This window comes from Microbacterium neimengense (assembly GCF_054782995.1).
Genome location: NZ_BAAGRK010000015.1, coordinates 463,859 through 484,866 on the forward strand (window position 1 = coordinate 463,859; position 21,008 = coordinate 484,866).

Consider the following 21,008-nt stretch of genomic DNA (forward strand, 5'->3'; position numbering starts at 1 on the left):
GGCGATGAGCGTCGCCGTCGCCTCCACCGCTGCCGCCCCCACGCCGTCGCCGCGACGACGCTGGGGGCGGCGGCGGGCGTGGGGGATCCTGATGCTGGTCGTCGCCTTGCTGGGCGTCTCGTTCCTGTCGGTCACCTTCGGAGCACGTGCCGTCGGGTGGCACGACATCTGGGCCGGGCTGGGCGGTGCGGTCGACACTGCCGGGGCTGCCGCCGTGAACAAGCGCATCCCTCGCACCGTGCTGGCGATCGCGGTCGGTGCGGCGCTCGGCGTCGCGGGCGCGGTCCTACAAGGCGCGACCCGCAATCCCCTGGCCGACCCGCAGATCCTGGGGATCAACGGCGGAGCCGCCCTGGCCGTCGTCTGCGGGATCGCGTTCCTCGGCCTGGCAACGCCCACCCAGTACATCTGGACGGCCCTGGTGGGCGCCGCCGTGGCGGCCGTCTTCGTCTACGGCATCGGCGCACTGGGCCGAGGAGGCGCGACGCCGCTGAAACTCGCTCTCGCCGGTGCCGTGACCGCCGTCGCCTTCTCCTCTCTGACCAGCGCAATCCTGCTGCCGCGGGTCGACGTGATGAGCCAGTTCCGCTTCTGGCAGGTGGGCGGCGTCGGCGGCGCGACAGGCGCCACCATCCTGCAGGTTGCGCCGTTTCTCATCGTCGGTCTCGTCGTGTGCCTGGCGTGCAGCCCCGCTCTGAACACCCTGGCCCTGGGCGACGAGCTCGCAGCCGGGCTCGGTGAGCGCGTGCGCACCGCACGCATGGTCTCCACGCTCGGCGCGGTCCTGCTGTGCGGGGCAGCCACGGCGGTCGCCGGCCCGATCGGCTTCGTGGGATTGGTGGTCCCGCACATCTGCCGGCTGCTCATCGGTGTGGACCACCGATGGCTCCTCCCCTTCAGCGCAGTCGCGGGAGCCGTGCTCCTCACCGGCGCCGATGTCATCGGGCGCGTCATCGCCCGCCCCGAGGAGATCGAGGTGGGGATCATCACCGCCCTGGTCGGCGCCCCCTTCTTCATCGCCATCGTCCGACGCCAGAAGGTGAAGGCACTGTGACCGTCGCCGCCGGAGCCATGGATGCACTCGGCGTCGTGCGTGCGGGGCGCCGCAGACGTCGCCGACGTTGGATCGCCGTCACATCCGTTCTCGCCACCCTCGCGCTCATCGCCTATGCCCTCTCGCTCATGCTGGGGCAGACCTTCTACTCCCCCGCCGAGGTCTGGGCAGTGCTGACCGGACAACGCGTGGCGGGCGCGTCGTTCACCGTGGGCGAACTGCGACTGCCGCGTGCCACGACAGCGCTGCTGACCGGTCTCTGCTTCGGAATGGGCGGGGTCGTCTTCCAGACCATGCTGCGCAACCCGCTCGCGAGCCCAGACGTCATCGGCATCAGCTCGAGCGCCAGTGCGGCCGCCGTGACGGGGATCGTGGTGCTCGGCCTCGGCGAGACCCCGGTCTCGTTCCTGGCGACCGGCGCAGCACTCGCCGCAGCCCTGTTGATCTATGTGCTCGCCTACAAGCGCGGCGGCTCCGGCGCCCGACTGATCCTGATCGGTATCGGCGTGGCCGCCATCTGCAACAGCGTGGTCTCGTACGTCATCTCCCGCGCCGCGGAGTGGGATCTTCAGACCGCCATGCGCTGGATCACGGGCAATCTCAATGACGCGAGCTGGGGCAAGGTCCTGCCCCTCGCTGCGGTCATGGTCGTGGTCGTTCCCGCGCTGCTCTTCCTGTCGCGCGATCTCGAACTGCTGCGGGTCGGCGACGAGGCCGCATCCGCTCTCGGGGTGCGAGTAGAACGCAGCCGGCTCCTGCTGATCATCGCAGCCGTCTGTCTGCTCGCCTTCGCGACCGCCGCTGCCGGACCCATCTCGTTCGTGGCCTTCCTCGCCGGCCCCATCGCTGTGAGAGTGCTGGGGCCTGTCGGCTCCCCCGTCTTGCCGGCGGGACTCGTGGGCGCCGTCCTCGTGCTGGTGTCCGACTTCATCGCGCAGTACGCGCTGGGCACGCGCCTTCCCGTCGGCGTGGTGACCGGCGTGCTGGGCGCGCCCTATCTCGTCTACCTGCTCATCCGCAGCAGTCGAGCCGGAGGAACCTCCCTATGACCGCTGAACACACCCTCGCTGCCGACGCTCTCACCCTCGCGTACGGGGAGAGAACCATCGTCGACCGACTGGATCTCGCTATCCCCACGGGCAGGATCACGACCATCGTCGGCGCCAACGCGTGCGGGAAGTCCACCCTCCTGAAAGCCATGGCGCGCCTGCTCTCCCCCATCGCCGGCAACGTCCTGCTCGACGGGAAGAGCATCCATCGTCTGCCGACACGGCAGGTCGCGCGGGTCCTCGGACTCCTCCCTCAGTCTCCGATCGCCCCCGACGGCATCGCGGTATCCGACCTCGTCAGCCGGGGCAGGCATCCGCATCAGGGCCCTCTCGCCCGATGGAACGCGGCCGACGACGCCGCGATCGCCGGCGCGCTCGAGGCGACCGGAACCGCGCACCTCGCAGACCGTTCGGTCGACGAGCTCAGCGGCGGACAGCGTCAGCGCGTGTGGATCGCGATGGCGCTGGCTCAGCAGACGGACCTCCTGCTGCTCGACGAACCGACGACGTTCCTCGACATCAGTCACCAGATCGACGTGCTGGACCTGCTGACCGATCTCAACCGCGACCGCGGGACCACCATCGTGATGGTGCTCCACGACCTCAACCTCGCAGCCCGCTACGCGGATCATCTCGTCGCGATGGTCGACGGCCGCATCCTCGCCGCGGGGGCGCCCGAGAGCGTCCTGACGACGGACGTCGTGCGCACGGTCTTCGGCCTGGAGAGCAGGATCATGCCCGATCCGCTGACCGGTCGCCCGATGGTCATCCCGCTCGGACGTCATCACACGATCACCGATGCGGACGCTCCTGCCTGAGGGCCTCCCGTCTACTCGACGCGTTCAGCGACCCCTCGTCGCCAGTACCCCATGAACGCCACACGCTTGCGATCGACGCCGTTGCCCTGCACGAGCAATCGCCGCAGTGTCTTGACCGTCTGCGATTCGCCGGCGATCCAAGCGTAGAACTCGCCCTCCGAGTCCCCCGGGCTGTCCCACAGGAGTTCACGATCGACGTCGATGTCCTCCAGCTCCTGCGGACGGGGCGCGGCGGCACGGGCAAGCACGTCGGCGGCGGCAGCCGTCCACGAGGTGACGGCTGCGATGAGCGCCTCGCCGTGGGCGCGCTCATCACGCGCCAGCCACGTGAGACGGGCATGCGTCGAGATCGGGAGCACGTCCTGGCGCGAGGGAACCTCGATGAACGCGTCGACGTCGACGTCGGGCGGCAGCGACTCGAGGATGCCGGCGATGGCGGGCGCCGCCGTCTCGTCACCGGCGAGCAGGAGCCTGCGTGCGCTGCCCGGATGCCAGTCGATCCCCAGATGGGAATCCGGACTGCGCTGGTCCGGCCCGACGATCACGATCTCGTCACCAGTGACCGCCGCCTCCGCCCACGCGCCGGCGGGGCCGGGATCGTGGTGCAGCACGAAGTCGATGTCGACCTCGCAGCCGGCGGGATCGACGCGGCGCACGGTGTACGTGCGGAAGGGCGTGCGCTCCGCGGGCGGCAATGCGCGCCAACGGGTGTACCAGTCGCCGTTCGCCATCGCTTCCTCGTCGCGCTGACCCACGTCGCACACGCGGCCGTCCGCACCAGGGAACAGGACCTTCAACCGCTGGTCGCGACCGGCGGTACCGAAATGCTCGAAATCCGGGCAGGTGAACGTGAGACGCGCGAAATGCGGAGAGAGTCGAACGACCCGCGACACACGCGCGATGTACGGGCGGTAGGACGGTCGAGTCACGAGGGCTGTCACTCGTTAAGGGTACCCTTACCTACCCGGATGCCCAAGCTCATCGGTGAAGAGCAGCGATCCGCTCGACGGCCTCGGTGAGCACCTCCGGCGCGCAGCCCAGCGTGAGTCGGATGTGTCCGGCTCCGCCGGCCCCGAAGGCAGGGCCGGAGTGGACGGCTACGCGCGCCTCGCGCAGGATCCGCCGTGCGGGCGCGTCCCCCCAGCCGTAGCGGGAGAGATCCACCCACCCCAGGTAGCCGGCGTCAGGCGGACGATACCCCGCATCCGGCAGGTGCGCCGCGAGCAGCGTGCGCAGCAGCTCGACGTTCGCATCGAGCGCGAGGGCTTGGGCGTCCAGCCAGGCATCGGACTCGTCCGAGAACGCAGCCACCGTCGCCAGGGCGCCGAACAGCCCAGTGCGCCAGGAGACCTCGTCCGGAAGCGAACGCAACACGGCGTGGGTCCGGTCGTCCGCGGCAACCATGATCGCGCACTTCAGGCCCGCCAAGTTGAACGCCTTGCTTGCGGACACGACCGCGTACCCGCACCGTGCGGCGGCGTCCGAGACGGACAGGAACGGGGTCACGGACCTGCCCGAGCGCGGCAAGGGGGCGTGGATCTCGTCGCTGACGACGACCGCCCCGTGGCGCACGGCGATCTCCGCCAGCTGACGCAGCACGTCGGGTGCATGGATCGTGCCTGTCGGGTTGTGCGGGTTGCACAGGAGGATGGCGCGCGCACCGTCGCGGAACGCGGCCTCGATCCCCTCGAGGTCCAGCTCCCAGCCCGCCCCGGTGTCTCGCAGCGTTACGGGCTGCACCACCCCGCCCGCCTCCGGCACGGCTTCGAAGAATGGCGGATACACGGGTGGCGTGATGACGACACGGTCCCCGGGCAGGATGACCCGACGCAGGATCTCGACGACGCCCATGATGACATCCCCGGTGATCCGCATCCGCGCGGGATCCGGCTCCCAGCCCAGGCGGCGCGAGGCAAAGGCCGTGTACGCAGCGCTGACACCCGGATCCGCGGGTGTGTAGCCGGTGTCCCCGCGAGAGACGGCCTCCTGCAGCGCCCTGCTGATGGCGGGAGCGGGCGGGTAGTCCGTCTCCGCGACGAACAGCGGGATGACGTCGTCCGGGTACGACTGCCACTTCGCGCTCCGGCGCCTGCGCAGTTCATCGAGGGGCAGGGCGCGAAGGGGCTCGATCATCACAGAACGACCCTAGCCAGCGACGGCTGTCAGATCGCGAAGCCGAGGGCGCGCATCATGTCGCGGCCGTCGTCGGTGATCCGCTCCGGTCCCCACGGTGGCATCCAGACCCAGTTGATCCGGAACCGTTCGACGACCGAATCCAACGCCTGTGCCGTCTGTTCCTCGAGCACGTCCGTCAGCGGGCACCCGGCCGAAGTCAGCGTCATATGGATGACGAGAGCGTCGTTCTCGTCATCCCAAGCGAGGTCGTAGATGAGACCCAGGTCGACGACGTTGACACCCAGTTCGGGGTCCATGACGTCCTTCAGAGCCTCGGTGACCTCGTCGTACTTCTCCGGCGTGATCGTCGCGGTCATAGTCGAATCCTACGCGCCGGCCTGCACACCCGGCTCGAGGAACCGGTCGTAGCCCTCGTTCTCGAGACGCTCGGCGAGCTCAGGACCGCCCTCCTCCGCGACACGGCCGTTGACGAGCACGTGCACGAAGTCCGGACGGATGTAGTTGAGGATGCGGGTGTAGTGAGTGATCAGCAGAACACCGAGGTCGGTCTCGGCCTTGGCGCGGTTCACACCCTCGGAGACGATCTTCAGCGCGTCGACATCGAGCCCGGAGTCGGTCTCGTCGAGAATTGCGACCTTCGGCTTGAGCAGCTCGAGCTGGAGGATCTCGTGACGCTTCTTCTCGCCGCCCGAGAAGCCCTCGTTGACGTTGCGCTGGGCGAACTTCGCATCCATGCGCAGGTTGCTCATTGCCGCCTTGACGTCCTTCGTCCACGTACGGATGGCCGGAGCCTCGCCATCGATCGCGGTCTTGGCCGTACGCAGGAAGTTCGTCACCGTGATCCCCGGCACCTCGACGGGGTACTGCATCGCGAGGAACAGGCCCGCCCGAGCACGCTCGTCGACGCTCATCTCGAGGACGTCCTCGCCGTCGAGGGTGATCGAGCCGCCTGTCACGGTGTACTTCGGGTGGCCGGCGATCGTGTAGGCGAGCGTCGACTTGCCCGAACCGTTCGGGCCCATGATGGCGTGGGTCTCACCGGTGCGGATCGTCAGCGTGACGCCGTTCAGGATGGGGGTGGTCCCCTCATCGGTCTCGACCGTCACGTGGAGGTCGCGGATCTCGAGCACAGACATGTCAGTTCCTTCGTCAGTCGACGTTCTTCGTCACGGCGGGATCGATCAGAACATCGTCTCCCTCGATCGTGACTTCATACACGGGCACCGGCTCGTACGCCGGCAGGTTCAGGGGCTTTCCGGTGCGCAGCGAGAATGCGGAACCGTGCGCCCAGCACTCCAGCGTGTCCCCCTCGACGAATCCGTCGGAGAGCGAGATGTCGCCGTGCGTGCAGGTGTCACCGATCGCGTGCACCTCGCCGTTGCCGTCGAGCACGACGGCCATCGGTACGCCGTCGATCTCGACGCGGCGCGCCTCGTCCTGCTGCAGCTCGCTCAGAGCGCACACGCGCGTCGCGCTCACCGCTGCTCCCCCGCGAGCTCGGCTTCGATCGCACCCACGAGACGCTCCTCGAGCTCGGCGATGCCGATCTTCTGCACGATCTCCATGAGGAACCCGAGCACGACCAGGCGACGCGCCTGCTCCGCGTCGATGCCCCGAGCCTGAAGGTAGAACAGCTGCTCGTCGTCGAAACGACCGGTGGCGCTGGCGTGCCCCGCTCCGCGGATGTCTCCCGTCTCGATCTCGAGGTTCGGGATGGAATCGGCCCGCGCACCGTCGGTCAGCACCAGGTTGCGGTTGGCCTCGTAGGAGTCGGTGCCGACGGCATCCGGCCCGATCAGCACGTCGCCGATCCAGACGGAGTGGGCCGTATCCCCCTGCAGCGCCCCCTTGTAGAGCACGTCGCCGACGGTCTGCGCACCCTTGTGGTGCAGATACACCTGGCTCTCGAGGTGCTGACCGGCATCCGCGAAGGAAAGGCCGTACAGCTCGCCGCGCGCGCCGGTGCCGGCGAGCTCCACGTTCGGGTTCACGCGCACGACGCCACCGCCGAAAGACACCACGATGTGGCGCAGGCTGGCGTCGCGGTCGACACGCGCCTGATGCGCGGCCAGATGCACCGCTTCGTCGTCCCATTCCTGGAGCGTGACCAGGGTGAGGGCGGCACCGTCGCGGACGATGATCTCTACGTTCTCGGCGAGCTGCGCGACACCCGCATGGCGCAGAAGCACCGTCGCCCGCGCATTCGGCTGCGCCTCGATGACCAGATGGGCGTGCGCACGCCCGCCCGCGCCGCGAAGGTCCACGACGACAGGCTCACTCAACTCGGTACCCGCGGGGATGCGGAGATACAGCGCCTCTGCGGAGCGCTCCCAGGCGATCGCCGCGCTGAGGTCCTCCGCCGTGAAGACCTCGCCGCGCGGCGCCTGGTCGGCGGACAGACCAGCCGCCGCCACCGGCCCGGTCACGGAGACCGCGACGGCACCGGCATCACCCGCGACATCCTCGAGAAGACCACGGATGCGGTCGATCGGCGTGTGCTTCCAGTTCACCTCGCGGCCGCTTGGCGCCTCGAAGAAGCTGACCTCGTTCGCACGCGGGCGCTCCGAACGGGTCTGCACCGGCACGAACGCGGCGGCAGGGTCGATGTGCCCCTTCGTGGTCTCGACCACGGGGGCTTCGGCCTGGGGGCTCATCCGACGCTGCCTTCCATGCCCATCTCGATGAGCTTGTTCAACTCCAGTGCGTACTCCATCGGCAGCTCGCGCGCGATGGGCTCGATGAACCCGCGCACGATCATGGCCATCGCCTCGTCCTCCGCGAGCCCACGGCTCATCAGGTAGAAGAGCTGCTCCTCGCTGACCTTCGAGACCGTCGCCTCGTGCCCCAGCTGGACGTCGTCGACTCGGATGTCGATAGCGGGGTACGTGTCCGAGCGCGAGATCGTGTCGACCAGCAGCGCGTCGCAACGTACCGTGTTGGCCGAATGATGGGCGTTCGCGTCGACGCGGACCTCGCCGCGGTAGCCTGCCCGCCCGCCGCCGCGCGCGATCGACTTCGAGACGATCGAGGACTGCGTGTAGGGCGCCATGTGGATCATCTTGGCGCCGGCATCCTGGTGCTGGCCGGGCCCGGCGAACGCCACCGAAAGGGTCTCGCCCTTCGCGTGCTCCCCCATGAGGTAGATCGAGGGGTACTTCATCGTGACCTTCGAGCCGATGTTGCCGTCGACCCACTCCATGGTGGCGCCTTCGTGCGCGACGGCGCGCTTGGTCACCAGGTTGTAGACGTTGTTCGACCAGTTCTGGATCGTCGTGTAGCGCACGCGAGCGTTCTTCTTCACGATGATCTCGACGACCGCCGAATGCAGCGAGTCGCTCTTGTAGATGGGAGCCGTGCAGCCCTCGATGTAGTGGACGTACGACCCCTCATCGGCGATGATCAGCGTCCGCTCGAACTGGCCCATGTTCTCCGTGTTGATGCGGAAGTACGCCTGCAGCGGGATCTCAACGTGCACACCCTTGGGGACGTAGACGAAAGATCCGCCGGACCACACGGCCGTGTTCAAGGCTGCGAACTTGTTGTCACCGGCGGGGATCACGGTGCCGAAGTACTCCTCGAAGAACTCCGGGTGCTCTTTCAAGGCCGTATCGGTGTCCATGAAGATGACACCCTGAGCCTCCAGATCCTCCTGGATCTGGTGGTAGACGACCTCGGACTCGTACTGCGCAGCGACGCCCGCCACCAGCCGTGACCGCTCCGCCTCGGGGATGCCGAGCTTCTCGTACGTGTTGCGGATGTCCTCGGGGAGGTCTTCCCAGGACTGCGCCTGCTTCTCGGTCGACCGAACGAAGTACTTGATGTTCTCGAAGTCGATGTCGCTGAGGTCTGCACCCCAGGTCGGCATCGGCTTACGGCCGAACAGCTGGAAGCCCTTCAGACGGGTCTTCAGCATCCATTCGGGCTCGGCCTTGAGTGCCGAGATGTCGCGCACGACGGCCTCAGTGAGGCCGCGCTTCGCGCTCGCACCCGCGGCGTCGGCGTCATGCCATCCGAACTCGTACACCCCCAGACCTTCGAGCTCCGGGCGGTCGATCAGCACATCCGACATCACACTCTCCTTATTGGACCGCAACGGTGTCATCCGCCCCGGCATCCGCCGCCCCGTCGAGTCTGCGGGGACGAACGCCGCTCTCGGGCCCTCATCATGGGCGCGCACCTGGCGCCTAAACTGTTGTCGATGCACCCTGCGCGAAGCGCGGCATCACAACAACCACGATTCTACAGGTTCCCCCTGACTTCCGGGCCGCGTCCGGGGTCCGGAACGGGCCGGAGGACACATGCCCGCTCGCACCGCTCTCCCCGAATCCGACCGCGTCTCCGGGGGGCCCGGCCTTGTGGTGCGGCGCCCGCTGCGCATCCTCGCGTGGCTCTCGTTCCTGACCGAGGTCATCATCATCGGAACGGGCGGCGCGGTGCGACTGACCGGGTCGGGGCTGGGCTGCTCGGAGTGGCCGCTGTGCACGCCCGAGTCCCTCGTGCCACTGCCCGAGCAGGGCATCCACGGCCTCATCGAGTTCGGCAATCGGACCATGACGGGTGTCGTGGGCATCGTCGCGGTGGCCGTCGTGCTGCTCACGCTCCACGCGATCGCGGGCCGCCCCGCGGTCATGCGGGCGCTCGTGTTCGCCGGCGGCGGCATCCTCCTCGCCATCCCTGTCTACGCGCTGGCGGCCGCCCTGGACCTCCCTGCCTTCGGCTTCGCCTCCGGCGCCCTCCTCGCGGCGGTCATCGCCGCGGCGATCGATTCCGGGCGGCGACTTCCTCGACGTCGCGACCTGTCGACACTCGCGTGGATCGTGCTGGCCGGCGTCATGGCCCAGGCCGTGGTCGGCGGGTTCGCGGTGCTCACCGACCTGAACCCCTTACTCGTGGGCTTCCACTACACCTGCTCGCTGGTGCTCGTGTGCGTCGCTGCGGCGTATCTGGTGCGACTGGATGCGACCGAGGGCCTGCGGGAGCGCGTCGTTCCGCTGTGGTTCCAGATCGGTGCGCACGTGAGCGGACTGGTCCTCGCCGTGACGATTCTCTTCGGGGTCCTCACCACGGGCTCCGGGCCGCACTCGGGCGACGCCAACGTGATCCGCGAGGGGTTCGACGCGACGGTACTCGCCCACGTGCACGCCTGGCCCGGCTACGTGCTCGCAGCTCTCGTGCTGGCGCTCACGATCAGCGCGTGGGTCCTGCGCCTCGAGCCCCGGCTGTGGCTCCTCGTGCTGATCGTCGCCATCGCCGTGCAGGTGACGGTCGGAGTGTGGCAGGCGCGCGAAGGGCTCCCCGAGCTTCTCGTGGGGATCCACATGGTCCTCGCCTCACTGTCCGCGGCCGCTTACACCGTCGTCGTCCTTCGTCTGAAGAAGCCGGTCGTGCCCGAGCGCTCCTCAGCAGACGCATAGACGCATCATCGGACACACCTGGATTCACCCGCGAGGGTGGCCAGGTCGCGGCAACCGTTGCCGCGCGTTCGAGGAGTGATCCACATGACGACCCGTCCCCGCCTGTCCCGCAGCATCCCGTTCTGGGGGCTCATCGCAGGCTCCGCCGCCGCCGTCGGCTTCGGTGCCTGGCTCACGATCGACAAGATCTCGGTCATGACCTCCACCCTGACCGACGGCAGTGCGACCGGCGTCGAGGTATATGCCGGCCAGGCGTGGGCCCTGCTCGGTGCCGTCATCGCCGGCGCGGGCCTCATCGGCCTCGTCGCCGCCCTCGCGCTCGGCGCAGCGCGCAGTCTCGTCAGCCCGGCGGTGGACGTCGTCGAGACCATCACGTGGCAGGACGAGGCGGAGCCGGTCGAGGCCGAGGCCGCACCCGACGTCCCCGCCGACGCTGCTCCCGCGCCGGAGAACGACGTCGAGGCACCCGCAGAGCACCCGATCACCCGCTGATCCGGCGTCGCTCACGCGAAGCGAAGACCCCTCGGCCCGTCTTGCGGGCCGAGGGGTCTTCGCTTGTCGAGTCGCGATCAGAACGGCAGCAGCGGATCGATCGCGATGGCCACGAAGAGCAGCGTCAGGTAGGTGATCGATGCGTGGAAGACCCGCATCGGGCGCGGCTCGGTGCCGCGCACCGCGCGCGCATAGAGACGGTGCGACTCGTAGAGGAACCAGCCTCCGAAGACCAGTGCCGAGACCGAATAGACCATGCCCATGGAAGCGACCGGGATCAGCAGAAGCGAGCAGGCCACTGTCGCCCACGCGTAGAGGATCACCTGCAGTCCGACCTGCGACCCGGATCGCGTGGCGCCCAGCATCGGCACGTCGACGTTCTCGTACTGGTCCTTGTACTTCATGGACAGCGGCCAGTAGTGCGGCGGAGTCCACAGGAAGATCAGGACGAAGAGGATCAGGGGCGCCCACGACAGGGAACCCGTCACCGCCGACCAGCCGATGACGACCGGGAAGCACCCCGCGATACCGCCCCACACGATGTTCTGCTCGGTGCGACGCTTGAGCAGGATCGTGTAGATGACGACGTAGAAGAAGATGGCACCCGCGGACAAGGCTGCGGCGAGCCAGTTCGTGGTCAGAAGCAGCCAGACGGTCGAGACGACGGCCAAGGTCCACGCGAAGATCAGCGCACCGCGCGGCGATACCTCACCCGTCACGAGCGGCCGGTTCACAGTGCGCTGCATGTGCGCGTCGATGTCACGGTCGAGGTACATGTTGAACGCTGCGGCGGAACCGGCGCTCAGCGATCCGCCGATGACCGTCGCCAGCACCAGCCAGAGATCCGGCAGCCCGTTCTGCGCCAGGATCATCACCGGCACCGTCGTCACGAGCAGCAGTTCGAGCACGCGCGGCTTCGTCAGGGTGATGTAAGCGCGCACCTTCCGGCCCATCGAGGGACGGACAGCGGATGCGGGCTCGCCCTGGCTCGTCGTCATGATGTCCATCTGCTGCGTTGTCGCCCCTCGTCAAGCTCCAGACCAGTCTATGCTGAAACCACACGCGCGCCTGCCGTGGCCGTGCCCCTCCGGGGCCGGACTCATCGGCCCTCTGTGGCGCACTCCTCTTTGTGAAAGGCGGTCCCGTGGCCGATTTGCGTTGGGATGAGATTGATGCACGCGCCGTGGACACGGCCCGCATCCTCGCGGCGGATGCGGTGGAGAAGGTGGGCAACGGTCATCCCGGCACCGCGATGAGCCTCGCCCCCGCCGCCTACCTGCTCTACCAGCGGGTGCTGCGCCACGATCCCGCCGATCCGCACTGGATCGGCCGCGACCGCTTCATCCTCTCCGTGGGCCACTCCTCGCTCACGCAGTACGTGCAGCTGTACCTGGGCGGATTCGGTCTCGAGCTGAGCGACCTCGAGTCGCTGCGCACCTGGGGATCGCTGACTCCGGGCCACCCGGAGTACGGCCACACCAAGGGTGTCGAGATCACCACGGGCCCGCTCGGCCAGGGCCTCGCCTCCTCCGTCGGGTTCGCTTACGCCGCCCGTTACGAGCGCGGGCTGTTCGACCCCGAGGCCCCTGCCGGAACCTCTCCCTTCGACCACTTCGTCTACGTGATCGCCGGCGACGGAGATCTGCAGGAGGGTGTGACGAGCGAAGCGTCCTCGCTCGCGGGACACCAGCAGCTGGGCAACCTCGTCGTCATCTACGACTCCAACCAGATCTCGATCGAGGACGACACGAACGTCGCCTTCACCGAGGACGTCGCCGCGCGCTACGAGGCGTACGGCTGGCACGTCCAGACCGTGGACTGGAAGAAGACGGGCCAGTACGTCGAGGACGTCGCGGAGCTCTATGCGGCCATCGAGCGCGCGAAGGGCGAGACCGACAAGCCCTCACTCATCATCCTCAAGACGATCATCGGCTGGCCGTCGCCGGGCAAGCAGAACAGCGGCAAGATCCACGGCGCAGCGCTCGGCGCCGACGAGCTCGCTGCCACCAAGAAGGTCCTCGGGTTCGACCCGGAGAAGAACTTCGCCGTGGCGGAGGACGTCATCGCCCACACGCGCGAGCTCGTGCAGCGCGGTGAGCAGGCCAAGACCGAGTGGCAGAAGTCGTTCGATGCCTGGGCTGCCGCCAACCCCGAGCGCAAGGCGCTTCTCGACCGTCTCGAGGCGCGCGAGCTCCCCGCCGACATCGCCGACGCTCTGCCGGTCTTCGAGGCGGGCAAGGACGTCTCGACCCGGGCCGCCAGCGGCCAGGTCATCAACGCCCTCGCGGCGCAGCTGCCCGAGCTCTGGGGCGGCTCGGCCGACCTGGCCGAGTCGAACCTCACCACGATCAAGGATGCGCGCTCGTTCATCCCCCAGCAGTGGTCGACGCACGAATGGACCGGCTCGCCCTACGGCCGCGTGCTGCACTTCGGCATCCGCGAGCACGCCATGGGTGCGATCCTCAACGGAATCGTGCTGCACGGACCGACGCGCCCGTTCGGCGGTACGTTCCTGATCTTCAGCGACTACATGCGTCCGCCGGTGCGTCTGGCCGCGCTGATGAACATCCCTACGGTGTTCGTCTGGACGCACGACTCGGTCGCTCTCGGTGAGGACGGCCCCACGCACCAGCCGATCGAGCAGCTGGCGACCCTGCGCGCCATCCCGAACTTCTCGATGGTCCGCCCGGCGGACGCCAACGAGACCGCCGTCGTCTGGCTCGAGATGCTGCGCCGCACGGCGGGCCCCTCCGGCATCGCGCTCACCCGCCAGAACATCCCGGTGTTCGAGCGCGGCGACGGCGCCGCATCCGGCGATGTGTTCGCTTCCGCGGACAACGCCGTCAAGGGCGCGTACGTTCTGGCCGAGGCTCCCAGCGGCACGCCCGACGTCCTGCTCATCGCCACCGGTTCGGAAGTGCAGCTGGCCGTCGAGGCCCGCGCGACCCTCGCTCAGGAGGGTGTGTCGGCGCGCGTCGTCTCCGTTCCCTCGCTCGAGTGGTTCGCCGAGCAGGACGCGGAGTACCGAGAGTCCGTCCTGCCGTCCTCGGTCAAGGCGCGTGTCTCCGTGGAAGCCGGCTCCGCGCTCACCTGGCAGGGCATCGTCGGCGACGCCGGTCGTTCGGTGGCCATCGAGCACTTCGGGGCCTCCGCCGACTACAAGACGCTGTTCCAGAAGTTCGGGATCACCACCGAAGCTGTCGTCACCGCCGCCCGCGAGTCCATCGCCGCGGCAGCCGAGTAAGTACGAGGAGAAGCAAGAACATGAGCACCCCAACCGAACAGCTCGCCGCGGCGGGCGTCAGCATCTGGCTCGACGACCTCTCGCGTGAGCGCATCACGACGGGCAACCTCAGCGCGCTGATCTCTGACCGCACGGTCTCCGGCGTGACCACCAACCCGACGATCTTCGCCGGCGCCCTCTCGAAGGGCGAGGCGTACGCCGAGCAGGTCGCCACTCTGGCTGCCGCCGGCGCGGATGTCGACACGGCGATCTTCGAGATCACGACGGACGACGTCCAGGCTGCCTCGGACATCTTCCGTCCGGTGTACGACGCCACGAACGGTGTCGACGGGCGCGTGTCGATCGAGGTCTCCCCCGACCTCGCCCACGACACGGCCGCGACCGTCGCACAGGCCAAGGAGCTGTGGGCCAAGGTCGACCGCCCCAACGCGCTCATCAAGATCCCCGCGACCAAGGCGGGGCTCCCGGCAATCACCGAGGTCATCGGTGCGGGCATCTCCGTCAACGTGACGCTCATCTTCAGCCTCGAGCGCTACGCCGCCGTCATCGACGCGTACCTGTCTGGTCTCGAGAAGGCGCGTGACGCAGGCATCGACATCTCCGGCCTGCAGTCGGTGGCGTCGTTCTTCGTCTCGCGCGTGGACACCGAGGTGGACAAGCTCCTGAAGGCCATCGGCACGGACGAGGCGACCGCCCTGCTGTCCCAGGCGGGCCTCGCCAACGCGCGCCTCGCGTACGAGCTGTTCGAGAGCGAGTTCGGCTCCCCGCGCGCACAGGCTCTGCTCGAGGCCGGCGCGAATCTTCAGCGTCCGCTCTGGGCCTCCACGGGAGTCAAGGACCCGGCCCTGCCCGACACCCTGTACGTGACCGAACTCGTCGCAGCGGGCACCGTGAACACGATGCCCGAGAAGACGCTCGAGGCCACCTTCGACCACGGCGTCATCGAGGGCGACACCATTACGGGCAACATCGAGGCGGCCCACGCCTTCTTCGACCAGCTCGCCGCTGTCGGCGTCGACTTCGCCGACGTCACCCAGACGCTGGAGGACGAGGGCGTCGAGAAGTTCATCGTGTCCTGGCACGAGCTGCAGGAGACGGTGGAGACGGCGCTCAAGGCTGCGCGATGAGCTTCGACATCCACGTCAGCGGCGACGTCCGCGACGTGGTCGAGGCGGAGCTCCCCGCTCTCGTCGACTCTCTGATCGCCTCCGGCATCACGGCCGGCGACGCGGACCTCTGGGGTCCGGGCGCCGTCGCGGATGCCGCGGAGCGACTCGGCTGGGTGCAGGCCGTCACCGTGTCCCGACCGCTGGTCGAAGAGATCGTGACGCTTCGAGACGTTCTGCGCGCCGACGGTGTCACGCGCATCGTGCTGGCCGGAATGGGCGGCTCGTCCCTGGCTCCGGAAGTGATCGCTGCCACGGCGGGTGTCCCCCTCGTCGTCCTGGACTCCACCGCCCCCGGTGAGGTCGCGGCCGCCATCGGCGGTGACGCCGAGGCCGGCGGGCTCGCGCAGACCGCCCTCGTCGTGTCATCGAAGTCCGGGTCCACGATCGAGACGGACTCCGCCAAGCGCGCGTTCGAGGCGGCCTACCGCGCAGCGGGCATCGACCCGGCGAGCCGCATCGTCGTCGTCACGGACCCCGGTTCGCCGCTCGCCGAGTCCGCGGATGCCGACGGCTACCGTCTGTTCACCGCAGACCCCACGGTCGGCGGGCGTTATTCGGCGCTGACAGCATTCGGGCTCGTGCCCGCGGGCCTCGCCGGTGCGGACATCGACGAGCTTCTCAACGAGGCCGAGGCGACGCTTCTCGAGGTCGCCATCGACGATCCTCGCAATCCCGCGCTCGTCCTCGCGGCGGCCATCGCCGGCGGCGGTGCTTCACGCAAGGACAAGCTCGGCCTCATCACCGACGGCACGCATATCGTCGGACTGCCCGGGTGGATCGAGCAGCTCGTCGCGGAGTCCACGGGGAAGGACGGCACGGGCATCCTGCCCGTCGTCCTGCTGCCCGTCTCTCCCGAAGTCGAGAAGACCCCTGCCGACCTGCAGTTGCTGCGCCTGGTCGACAACGTGCGGCACGATCACCTGTTCGAGCACCACCGCGGCGAGATCCTCATCGCCGGGTCTCTGGGCGCGCAGTTCATCGTCTGGGAGTACGCGACGGCCATCGCCGGGCGGATGCTTCAGATCAACCCCTTCGACCAGCCTGACGTCGAGGCGGCGAAGGTCGCCGCGCGGGCACTCCTCGACGACCGTCCCGCGCCCACTCCCGCCGCCTTCGTGCAGGATGGCATCGAGGTCCGGGTGTCAGACCCGTCTCTTGCGGTGAGCGGCACGTTGACCGGGGTGCTCGACGCGCTCTGGGCCCGCATCCCCGAGAAGGGGTATGTGGCCCTGCAGGCCTACGTGGACCGACGGGAGCTCGCCCCGCTCGAGGGATTGCGAGAGCTCGTCGCCGCCGACTCCGGTCGTCCCACGACGTTCGGGTGGGGTCCGCGATTCCTGCACTCGACCGGTCAGTATCACAAGGGGGGCCCCGCCGACGGCGTGTTCCTGCAGATCCTGCAGCACCCGCAGACGGACCTGGCCATCCCCGGTCGACCCTTCACGTTCGGCGAACTGATCGCCGCGCAGGCCGCTGGTGACGCATCCGTGTTGGCCGACGAGCACGCGCGCCCGGTCGTCACGCTCACCCTCGTCGACGCGCAAGCCGATGTGCTCGCGCTGTTCGACGCCGCTCAGTAGGAGAAGATTCTCGATGACTGCCGAGATCTCGCGGGGGCACAACCCCCTCCGCGACCCGGATGACCGACGCCTGAGCCGGATCGCGGGCCCCAGCGCCCTCGTGATCTTCGGCGTGACAGGTGACCTGTCGCGCAAGAAGCTCATGCCCGCGGTCTACGACCTCGCCAACCGCGGCCTCCTGCCGCCCGGGTTCGGGCTGGTCGGGTTCGCCCGCCGGGACTGGGAGGACGAGGACTTCGCCGAGGTCGTCCGCGACGCGGTAAAGCAGTACGCCCGCACCGAGTTCCGTGACGAGACCTGGGAGCAGCTGCTCCAGGGCATCCGCTTCGTGCAGGGACAGTTCGACGACCTCGATGCGTTCCGCCGTCTCCGCGAGACCGTCGAGAAGCTGGACGTCGAACGCGGCACGATGGGAAACCACGCGTACTACCTGTCCATCCCGCCGCGCGACTTCCCGATCGTCGCCGAACAGCTCAAGGCATCCGGCCTCGTGGACGACACCGCCGACGGCGCAGACCGCTGGCGCCGTGTCGTGATCGAGAAGCCCTTCGGTCACGACCTCGAGTCAGCCCGCGAACTGAACGACGTCGTGCGCTCCGCCTTCCCGGCGGACTCGATCTTCCGCATCGACCACTACCTCGGCAAGGAGACGGTCCAGAACATCCTGGCGCTGCGCTTCGCCAATGAGCTGTACGAGCCCATCTGGAACCGCAACTACGTCGATCACGTGCAGATCACCATGGCCGAGGACATCGGCGTGGGCGGGCGAGCCGGGTACTACGACGGGATCGGCGCAGCGCGCGACGTCATCCAGAACCACCTGCTCCAGCTCCTGGCGCTCACGGCCATGGAAGAGCCCATCACCTTCGACGCCGCGCAGCTGCGCGCCGAGAAGGAGAAGGTGCTGGCGGCGGTCACGCTGCCCGACGATCTGTCCGCGGCGACCGCTCGCGGGCAGTACGCCGGCGGCTGGCAGGGCGGCGAGAAGGTGCTCGGCTTCCTCGAGGAGGACGGCATGGCCGCCGACTCGACGACCGAGACCTATGCGGCCATCAAGCTCGACATCAACACGCGCCGGTGGGCGGGAGTCCCGTTCTACCTGCGCGCGGGGAAGCGACTCGGCCGCCGGGTGACCGAGATCGCCGTGGTCTTCAAGCGCGCGCCCGAGCATCTCTTCGGTCGCAGTCAGACAGACGGACTCGGACAGAATGCGCTCGTCATCCGCGTCCAGCCGGATGAGGGTGTCACGATCCGTTTCGGATCCAAGGTGCCGGGCGCCGACATGCAGGTGCGCGACGTCACGATGGACTTCGGATACGGACACGCATTCACCGAGGCCAGCCCCGAGGCCTACGAGCGGCTCATCCTCGATGTGCTCCTGGGTGATCCGCCGCTGTTCCCCCGTCATGAAGAGGTGGAGCTCAGCTGGAAGATCCTCGACCCGATCGAGAAGTTCTGGTCGGAGCAGTCCGGCCCGCTCGAACAGTACTCCCCCGGTTCATGGGGACCGCAGTCCGCGGACGAGCTGCTCGCCCGCGATGGTCGCACCTGGAGGCGCCCGTGATCATCGATCTGCCCGACACCACTGTCAGCAAGATCTCCCGCGCCCTGGTCAACGTGCGCGAGGAGGGCGGCGCGGTCGCGCTCGGTCGTGTCCTGACGCTCATCATCGCGACGCGCCGCGGCATCGAGGAGGAGGCGATCGAGGCCGCGAACGATGCGTCCCGCGAGCACCCCATGCGCGTCATCGTGCTGATGCTCGACAACCCGAAGGCCGAGCCGCGCCTGGATGCGGAGATCCGCGTCGGCGGCGACGCCGGTGCGAGCGAGGTCATCCTGCTGCACGCCCACGGGCCGGCGGGCTCGAACGCCGAGAGCCTGGTGACGGGTCTGCTTCTTCCCGATGCGCCCGTCGTCGCCTGGTGGCCCGCGGACACCCCCGAGGTTCCCTCGCGCTCCGATATCGGCAAGATCGCTCAGCGCCGCATCACGGATGCCGCGATGCAGAGCGACCCGCACGAGTGGGTACTCAACTTGGGCGGGCACTACGCGCCCGGCGACACCGACCTCGCCTGGACGCGCCTGACGCGCTGGCGCGAACAGCTCGCCGCGGTCCTGGATCAGCCTCCGTACGAGCCGATCACAGCCGTGGAGGTCCTCGGTGGCGGCGATTCGCCGTCCACGCCCCTGCTGGCTGCCTGGCTCCGTCTGCAGCTGAAGGTGGACGTGACCTGGCGCTATCTCGACGGCGAGGAGTGGGCGAGCGGCATCAAGTCCGTCCGATTGACACGCGCCAGCGGAGACATCGTGCTCGAACGCCCCGACGCGCTGACGGCCGTACTGACCCAGCCGGGACAGCCGAGCCACGAGCTGGCCTTCCCACGGCGGTCGCTGCGCGAATGCCTGGCCGAGGAGCTGCGACGCCTGGATGCCGATCTGCTGTACGGTCGCGTCGTCACCGAGGGCAGTGCCCTCATCGAGCACTGATACGAGGAGCATGATGCCCGAGGCCACCGAGAAGCAGGTCGTCGTCCGCTCGGACCCCGACCGGATCGCCCGCGCTGTGGCCCGTCGCCTGCTCAGCCGGATCGCGAAGCGCGTCGTGGAGGGGAAGCTGGCCCACATCTCGTTGACCGGAGGGTCGATGGGTGGGCGCGTGCTCGCAGCTGTCGCCGAGAACCCGCGGTGTCACGAGGTGGACTGGTCCCTCGTCCACTTCTGGTGGAGCGATGAGCGTTTCGTGCCGCGGGGATCGGAGGATCGCAACGACGCCGAGGCGTTCACCGCTCTGCTCGATCGCATCCCGGTGCCGGCGGAGAACGTGCACACCATGGCGGCCAGCGACGACGGGCTGAGCATCGAGGATGCAGCCGCCGCCTACGAAGCCGAGCTCGCCCGCTTCGCGGATCCGAGCGTTGGGGCGTGGCCGTCCTTCGACGTCTGCTTCCTCGGGGTCGGGCCGGATGCGCACATCGCTTCGCTCTTCCCGGATCGTGGGGAGATCCAGGTGACGGACCGCGCCGCGCTCGCCGTTCGCGACGCGCCGAAGCCGCCTCCGGAGCGGATCACGGTCACCCGACCCGTGATCAACTCCGCCAAGCGCGTGTGGCTGGTCCTCGTCGGCCCCGACAAGGCCTCCGTGCTCGGACTCGCTCTCGCAGGCGCCAGCTACCAGAGCGTTCCCGCCGCGGGCGCGAAGGGACGCAAACGAACCGTCTTCTTCGTCGACGAGGCGGCCGCCGCGAAAGTTCCGGTCGAGCTCATCGACAGCGACTACTGAGAACATGGAAGAGCCCCGGTCATCGACCGGGGCTCTTCCATGTTCCGCGACGCGTCAGTCCTGACCGCGACGCTCACGCAGCTTGTGCAGCGCCTCATCGAGGAGCTGTTCGGCCTCGTCGTCCGTGCGACGCTCTTTCACGTAGGCGAGGTGTGTCTTGTAGGGCTCGGGCTTGGCCAAAGCGGGCGGATTCGCCTGATCGCGACCCGCCGGAAGACCGGAGTGCGGCGAGTCGATCGTCTCAGGAATCTCCTCTTCGGCGATGCCGGCCGCGAAGTAGCGCACCGTCTCATTGCCCAGGGCGTCCCAGTAGGACACCGCCACGCGGTCGGCGTGATATCCGTGGTCCTGTTCGCCCATCGGCCCCGCACCCACGCGAGTACCCCGGATCGCGTTCCCCCCGGTGGCCACGATCAGACCAGCCCGGTGAACTTGGTGACCAGGCCGAGGGCCACGATGGAGATGAACCAGACGAGCGCGAGAACGATCGTGAACCGGTTCAGGTTGCGCTCGGCCAGGCCAGAGGAGCCCAGCGACGAACTCATGCCGCCTCCGAACATGTCGGACAGGCCGCCGCCGCGCCCCTTGTGGAGCAGGATCAGCAGCGTCAGCAGCAGGCTCGTGATGCCGAGAAGCACCTGGAGCACGAACTCGAGGATCTGCACTGTGTTCGTCACCCTTCTTGGCGATCCCGAGATCGCACAAGGAACAAGTATAGCCAACGGGCCGACCGGAGCCGTGAGACGGGGCCGAGCCCCGTCTCACGGCAGAG

At 68.5% G+C, this 21,008-nt stretch carries 21 protein-coding genes; 11 read left to right on the forward strand and 10 right to left on the reverse strand.

What is annotated here, in order from left to right; genetic code table 11:
* Window positions 1-4 precede the first annotated feature (4 nt).
* Genes ACYVJS_RS12815 through ACYVJS_RS12825 form a run of 3 tightly spaced genes read left to right on the forward strand, consistent with a single transcriptional unit; the run spans window position 5 to window position 2,921 of the window.
* On the forward strand, window positions 5-1,054 hold the full coding sequence (locus tag ACYVJS_RS12815; RefSeq protein WP_460740290.1) for a FecCD family ABC transporter permease: 1,050 nt from the start codon (window positions 5-7) through the stop codon (window positions 1,052-1,054).
* Between the two features lie 17 nt (window positions 1,055-1,071).
* Window positions 1,072-2,103, forward strand: a complete 1,032-nt coding sequence (locus ACYVJS_RS12820) for a FecCD family ABC transporter permease (protein ID WP_460740817.1) — start codon at window positions 1,072-1,074, stop codon at window positions 2,101-2,103.
* Window positions 2,100-2,921, forward strand: a complete 822-nt coding sequence (locus ACYVJS_RS12825; protein WP_460740291.1) for an ABC transporter ATP-binding protein — start codon at window positions 2,100-2,102, stop codon at window positions 2,919-2,921. The genes ACYVJS_RS12820 and ACYVJS_RS12825 overlap by 4 nt, the downstream gene beginning before the upstream one ends.
* An 11-nt stretch (window positions 2,922-2,932) precedes the next feature.
* Here the strand turns inward: ACYVJS_RS12825 and ACYVJS_RS12830 are convergent, their stop codons facing one another.
* The 7 genes from ACYVJS_RS12830 to sufB are packed head-to-tail and all read right to left on the reverse strand — an operon-like array spanning window position 2,933 to window position 9,126.
* On the reverse strand, window positions 2,933-3,862 hold the full coding sequence (locus ACYVJS_RS12830) for a siderophore-interacting protein (RefSeq protein WP_460740293.1): 930 nt from the start codon (window positions 3,860-3,862) through the stop codon (window positions 2,933-2,935).
* 37 nt (window positions 3,863-3,899) lie between these two features.
* Window positions 3,900-5,054, reverse strand: a complete 1,155-nt coding sequence (locus ACYVJS_RS12835) for a MalY/PatB family protein (protein ID WP_460740294.1) — start codon at window positions 5,052-5,054, stop codon at window positions 3,900-3,902.
* A 29-nt stretch (window positions 5,055-5,083) separates the two neighbouring features.
* A complete protein-coding gene (locus ACYVJS_RS12840; RefSeq protein ID WP_137417044.1) occupies window positions 5,084-5,413 on the reverse strand; it encodes a metal-sulfur cluster assembly factor in 330 nt (109 codons plus the stop codon).
* Window positions 5,414-5,422: 9 nt separating this feature from the next.
* Window positions 5,423-6,193, reverse strand: a complete 771-nt coding sequence (gene sufC, locus ACYVJS_RS12845; protein WP_137417045.1) for a Fe-S cluster assembly ATPase SufC — start codon at window positions 6,191-6,193, stop codon at window positions 5,423-5,425.
* A 13-nt stretch (window positions 6,194-6,206) separates the two neighbouring features.
* Entirely contained in the window at window positions 6,207-6,536 is a 330-nt protein-coding gene (locus tag ACYVJS_RS12850; RefSeq protein WP_137417046.1) for a non-heme iron oxygenase ferredoxin subunit, read from the reverse strand.
* Entirely contained in the window at window positions 6,533-7,711 is a 1,179-nt protein-coding gene (gene sufD / locus ACYVJS_RS12855) for a Fe-S cluster assembly protein SufD (RefSeq protein WP_460740295.1), read from the reverse strand. Before sufD ends, ACYVJS_RS12850 begins: the two co-directional genes overlap by 4 nt.
* Window positions 7,708-9,126 (reverse strand): Fe-S cluster assembly protein SufB, encoded by a 1,419-nt coding sequence (gene sufB, locus ACYVJS_RS12860; protein ID WP_460740296.1) that lies wholly within the window; start codon window positions 9,124-9,126, stop codon window positions 7,708-7,710. Before sufB ends, sufD begins: the two co-directional genes overlap by 4 nt.
* A gap of 229 nt (window positions 9,127-9,355) precedes the next feature.
* Between sufB and ACYVJS_RS12865 the strand changes: the two genes are divergently transcribed.
* Both ACYVJS_RS12865 and ACYVJS_RS12870 read left to right on the forward strand, forming a co-directional pair.
* Window positions 9,356-10,471: a COX15/CtaA family protein gene (locus tag ACYVJS_RS12865; protein ID WP_460740298.1), complete on the forward strand. Its 1,116-nt coding sequence runs from the start codon at window positions 9,356-9,358 to the stop codon at window positions 10,469-10,471.
* Window positions 10,472-10,555: 84 nt separating this feature from the next.
* Entirely contained in the window at window positions 10,556-10,963 is a 408-nt protein-coding gene (locus ACYVJS_RS12870) for a dinucleotide-utilizing enzyme (protein ID WP_460740299.1), read from the forward strand.
* A 77-nt stretch (window positions 10,964-11,040) separates the two neighbouring features.
* On the opposite strand, the gene ACYVJS_RS12875 is transcribed toward ACYVJS_RS12870, so the two are convergent.
* A complete protein-coding gene (locus tag ACYVJS_RS12875; RefSeq protein ID WP_460740300.1) occupies window positions 11,041-11,970 on the reverse strand; it encodes a heme o synthase in 930 nt (309 codons plus the stop codon).
* Between the two features lie 137 nt (window positions 11,971-12,107).
* On the opposite strand from ACYVJS_RS12875, the gene tkt reads away from it, so the two are divergent.
* The 6 genes from tkt to pgl are packed head-to-tail and all read left to right on the forward strand — an operon-like array spanning window position 12,108 to window position 20,236.
* Window positions 12,108-14,207, forward strand: coding sequence for a transketolase (tkt, locus tag ACYVJS_RS12880; protein ID WP_460740301.1), 2,100 nt, complete (start codon window positions 12,108-12,110; stop codon window positions 14,205-14,207).
* A gap of 20 nt (window positions 14,208-14,227) precedes the next feature.
* Window positions 14,228-15,334, forward strand: coding sequence for a transaldolase (tal, locus tag ACYVJS_RS12885; protein ID WP_460740302.1), 1,107 nt, complete (start codon window positions 14,228-14,230; stop codon window positions 15,332-15,334).
* Window positions 15,331-16,956 carry a glucose-6-phosphate isomerase gene (locus ACYVJS_RS12890; protein ID WP_460740303.1) on the forward strand — a complete coding sequence of 542 codons (1,626 nt, stop codon included), beginning with the start codon at window positions 15,331-15,333 and terminating at the stop codon, window positions 16,954-16,956. The genes tal and ACYVJS_RS12890 overlap by 4 nt, the downstream gene beginning before the upstream one ends.
* Before the next feature lie 13 nt (window positions 16,957-16,969).
* The gene (gene zwf / locus ACYVJS_RS12895; protein ID WP_460740304.1) at window positions 16,970-18,520 is read left to right on the forward strand and encodes a glucose-6-phosphate dehydrogenase; all 1,551 of its coding nucleotides are present in this window, start codon (window positions 16,970-16,972) and stop codon (window positions 18,518-18,520) included.
* Window positions 18,517-19,443 carry a glucose-6-phosphate dehydrogenase assembly protein OpcA gene (locus ACYVJS_RS12900; protein ID WP_460740305.1) on the forward strand — a complete coding sequence of 309 codons (927 nt, stop codon included), beginning with the start codon at window positions 18,517-18,519 and terminating at the stop codon, window positions 19,441-19,443. The genes zwf and ACYVJS_RS12900 overlap by 4 nt, the downstream gene beginning before the upstream one ends.
* 10 nt (window positions 19,444-19,453) lie before the next feature.
* Entirely contained in the window at window positions 19,454-20,236 is a 783-nt protein-coding gene (gene pgl / locus ACYVJS_RS12905; RefSeq protein ID WP_460740306.1) for a 6-phosphogluconolactonase, read from the forward strand.
* Between the two features lie 54 nt (window positions 20,237-20,290).
* Here pgl and ACYVJS_RS12910 read toward each other — a convergent pair whose 3' ends face one another.
* Both ACYVJS_RS12910 and secG read right to left on the reverse strand, forming a co-directional pair.
* Window positions 20,291-20,647, reverse strand: coding sequence for an RNA polymerase-binding protein RbpA (locus tag ACYVJS_RS12910; RefSeq protein ID WP_243227789.1), 357 nt, complete (start codon window positions 20,645-20,647; stop codon window positions 20,291-20,293).
* Window positions 20,648-20,649: 2 nt separating this feature from the next.
* A complete protein-coding gene (secG, locus tag ACYVJS_RS12915; RefSeq protein ID WP_137419120.1) occupies window positions 20,650-20,901 on the reverse strand; it encodes a preprotein translocase subunit SecG in 252 nt (83 codons plus the stop codon).
* Between the last annotated feature and the right edge of the window lie 107 nt (window positions 20,902-21,008).

Coding starts and splice junctions, on each gene's coding strand:
- ACYVJS_RS12815 (WP_460740290.1), top strand. CDS start 5: ATGAGCGTCGCCGTCGCCTCCACCGCTGCCGCCCCCACGCCGTCGCCG.
- ACYVJS_RS12820 (WP_460740817.1), top strand. CDS start 1,072: ATGGATGCACTCGGCGTCGTGCGTGCGGGGCGCCGCAGACGTCGCCGA.
- ACYVJS_RS12825 (WP_460740291.1), top strand. CDS start 2,100: ATGACCGCTGAACACACCCTCGCTGCCGACGCTCTCACCCTCGCGTAC.
- ACYVJS_RS12835 (WP_460740294.1), bottom strand. CDS start 5,054: ATGATCGAGCCCCTTCGCGCCCTGCCCCTCGATGAACTGCGCAGGCGC.
- ACYVJS_RS12840 (WP_137417044.1), bottom strand. CDS start 5,413: ATGACCGCGACGATCACGCCGGAGAAGTACGACGAGGTCACCGAGGCT.
- sufC (WP_137417045.1), bottom strand. CDS start 6,193: ATGTCTGTGCTCGAGATCCGCGACCTCCACGTGACGGTCGAGACCGAT.
- sufD (WP_460740295.1), bottom strand. CDS start 7,711: ATGAGCCCCCAGGCCGAAGCCCCCGTGGTCGAGACCACGAAGGGGCAC.
- sufB (WP_460740296.1), bottom strand. CDS start 9,126: ATGTCGGATGTGCTGATCGACCGCCCGGAGCTCGAAGGTCTGGGGGTG.
- ACYVJS_RS12865 (WP_460740298.1), top strand. CDS start 9,356: ATGCCCGCTCGCACCGCTCTCCCCGAATCCGACCGCGTCTCCGGGGGG.
- ACYVJS_RS12870 (WP_460740299.1), top strand. CDS start 10,556: ATGACGACCCGTCCCCGCCTGTCCCGCAGCATCCCGTTCTGGGGGCTC.
- ACYVJS_RS12875 (WP_460740300.1), bottom strand. CDS start 11,970: ATGGACATCATGACGACGAGCCAGGGCGAGCCCGCATCCGCTGTCCGT.
- tal (WP_460740302.1), top strand. CDS start 14,228: ATGAGCACCCCAACCGAACAGCTCGCCGCGGCGGGCGTCAGCATCTGG.
- ACYVJS_RS12890 (WP_460740303.1), top strand. CDS start 15,331: ATGAGCTTCGACATCCACGTCAGCGGCGACGTCCGCGACGTGGTCGAG.
- zwf (WP_460740304.1), top strand. CDS start 16,970: ATGACTGCCGAGATCTCGCGGGGGCACAACCCCCTCCGCGACCCGGAT.
- pgl (WP_460740306.1), top strand. CDS start 19,454: ATGATGCCCGAGGCCACCGAGAAGCAGGTCGTCGTCCGCTCGGACCCC.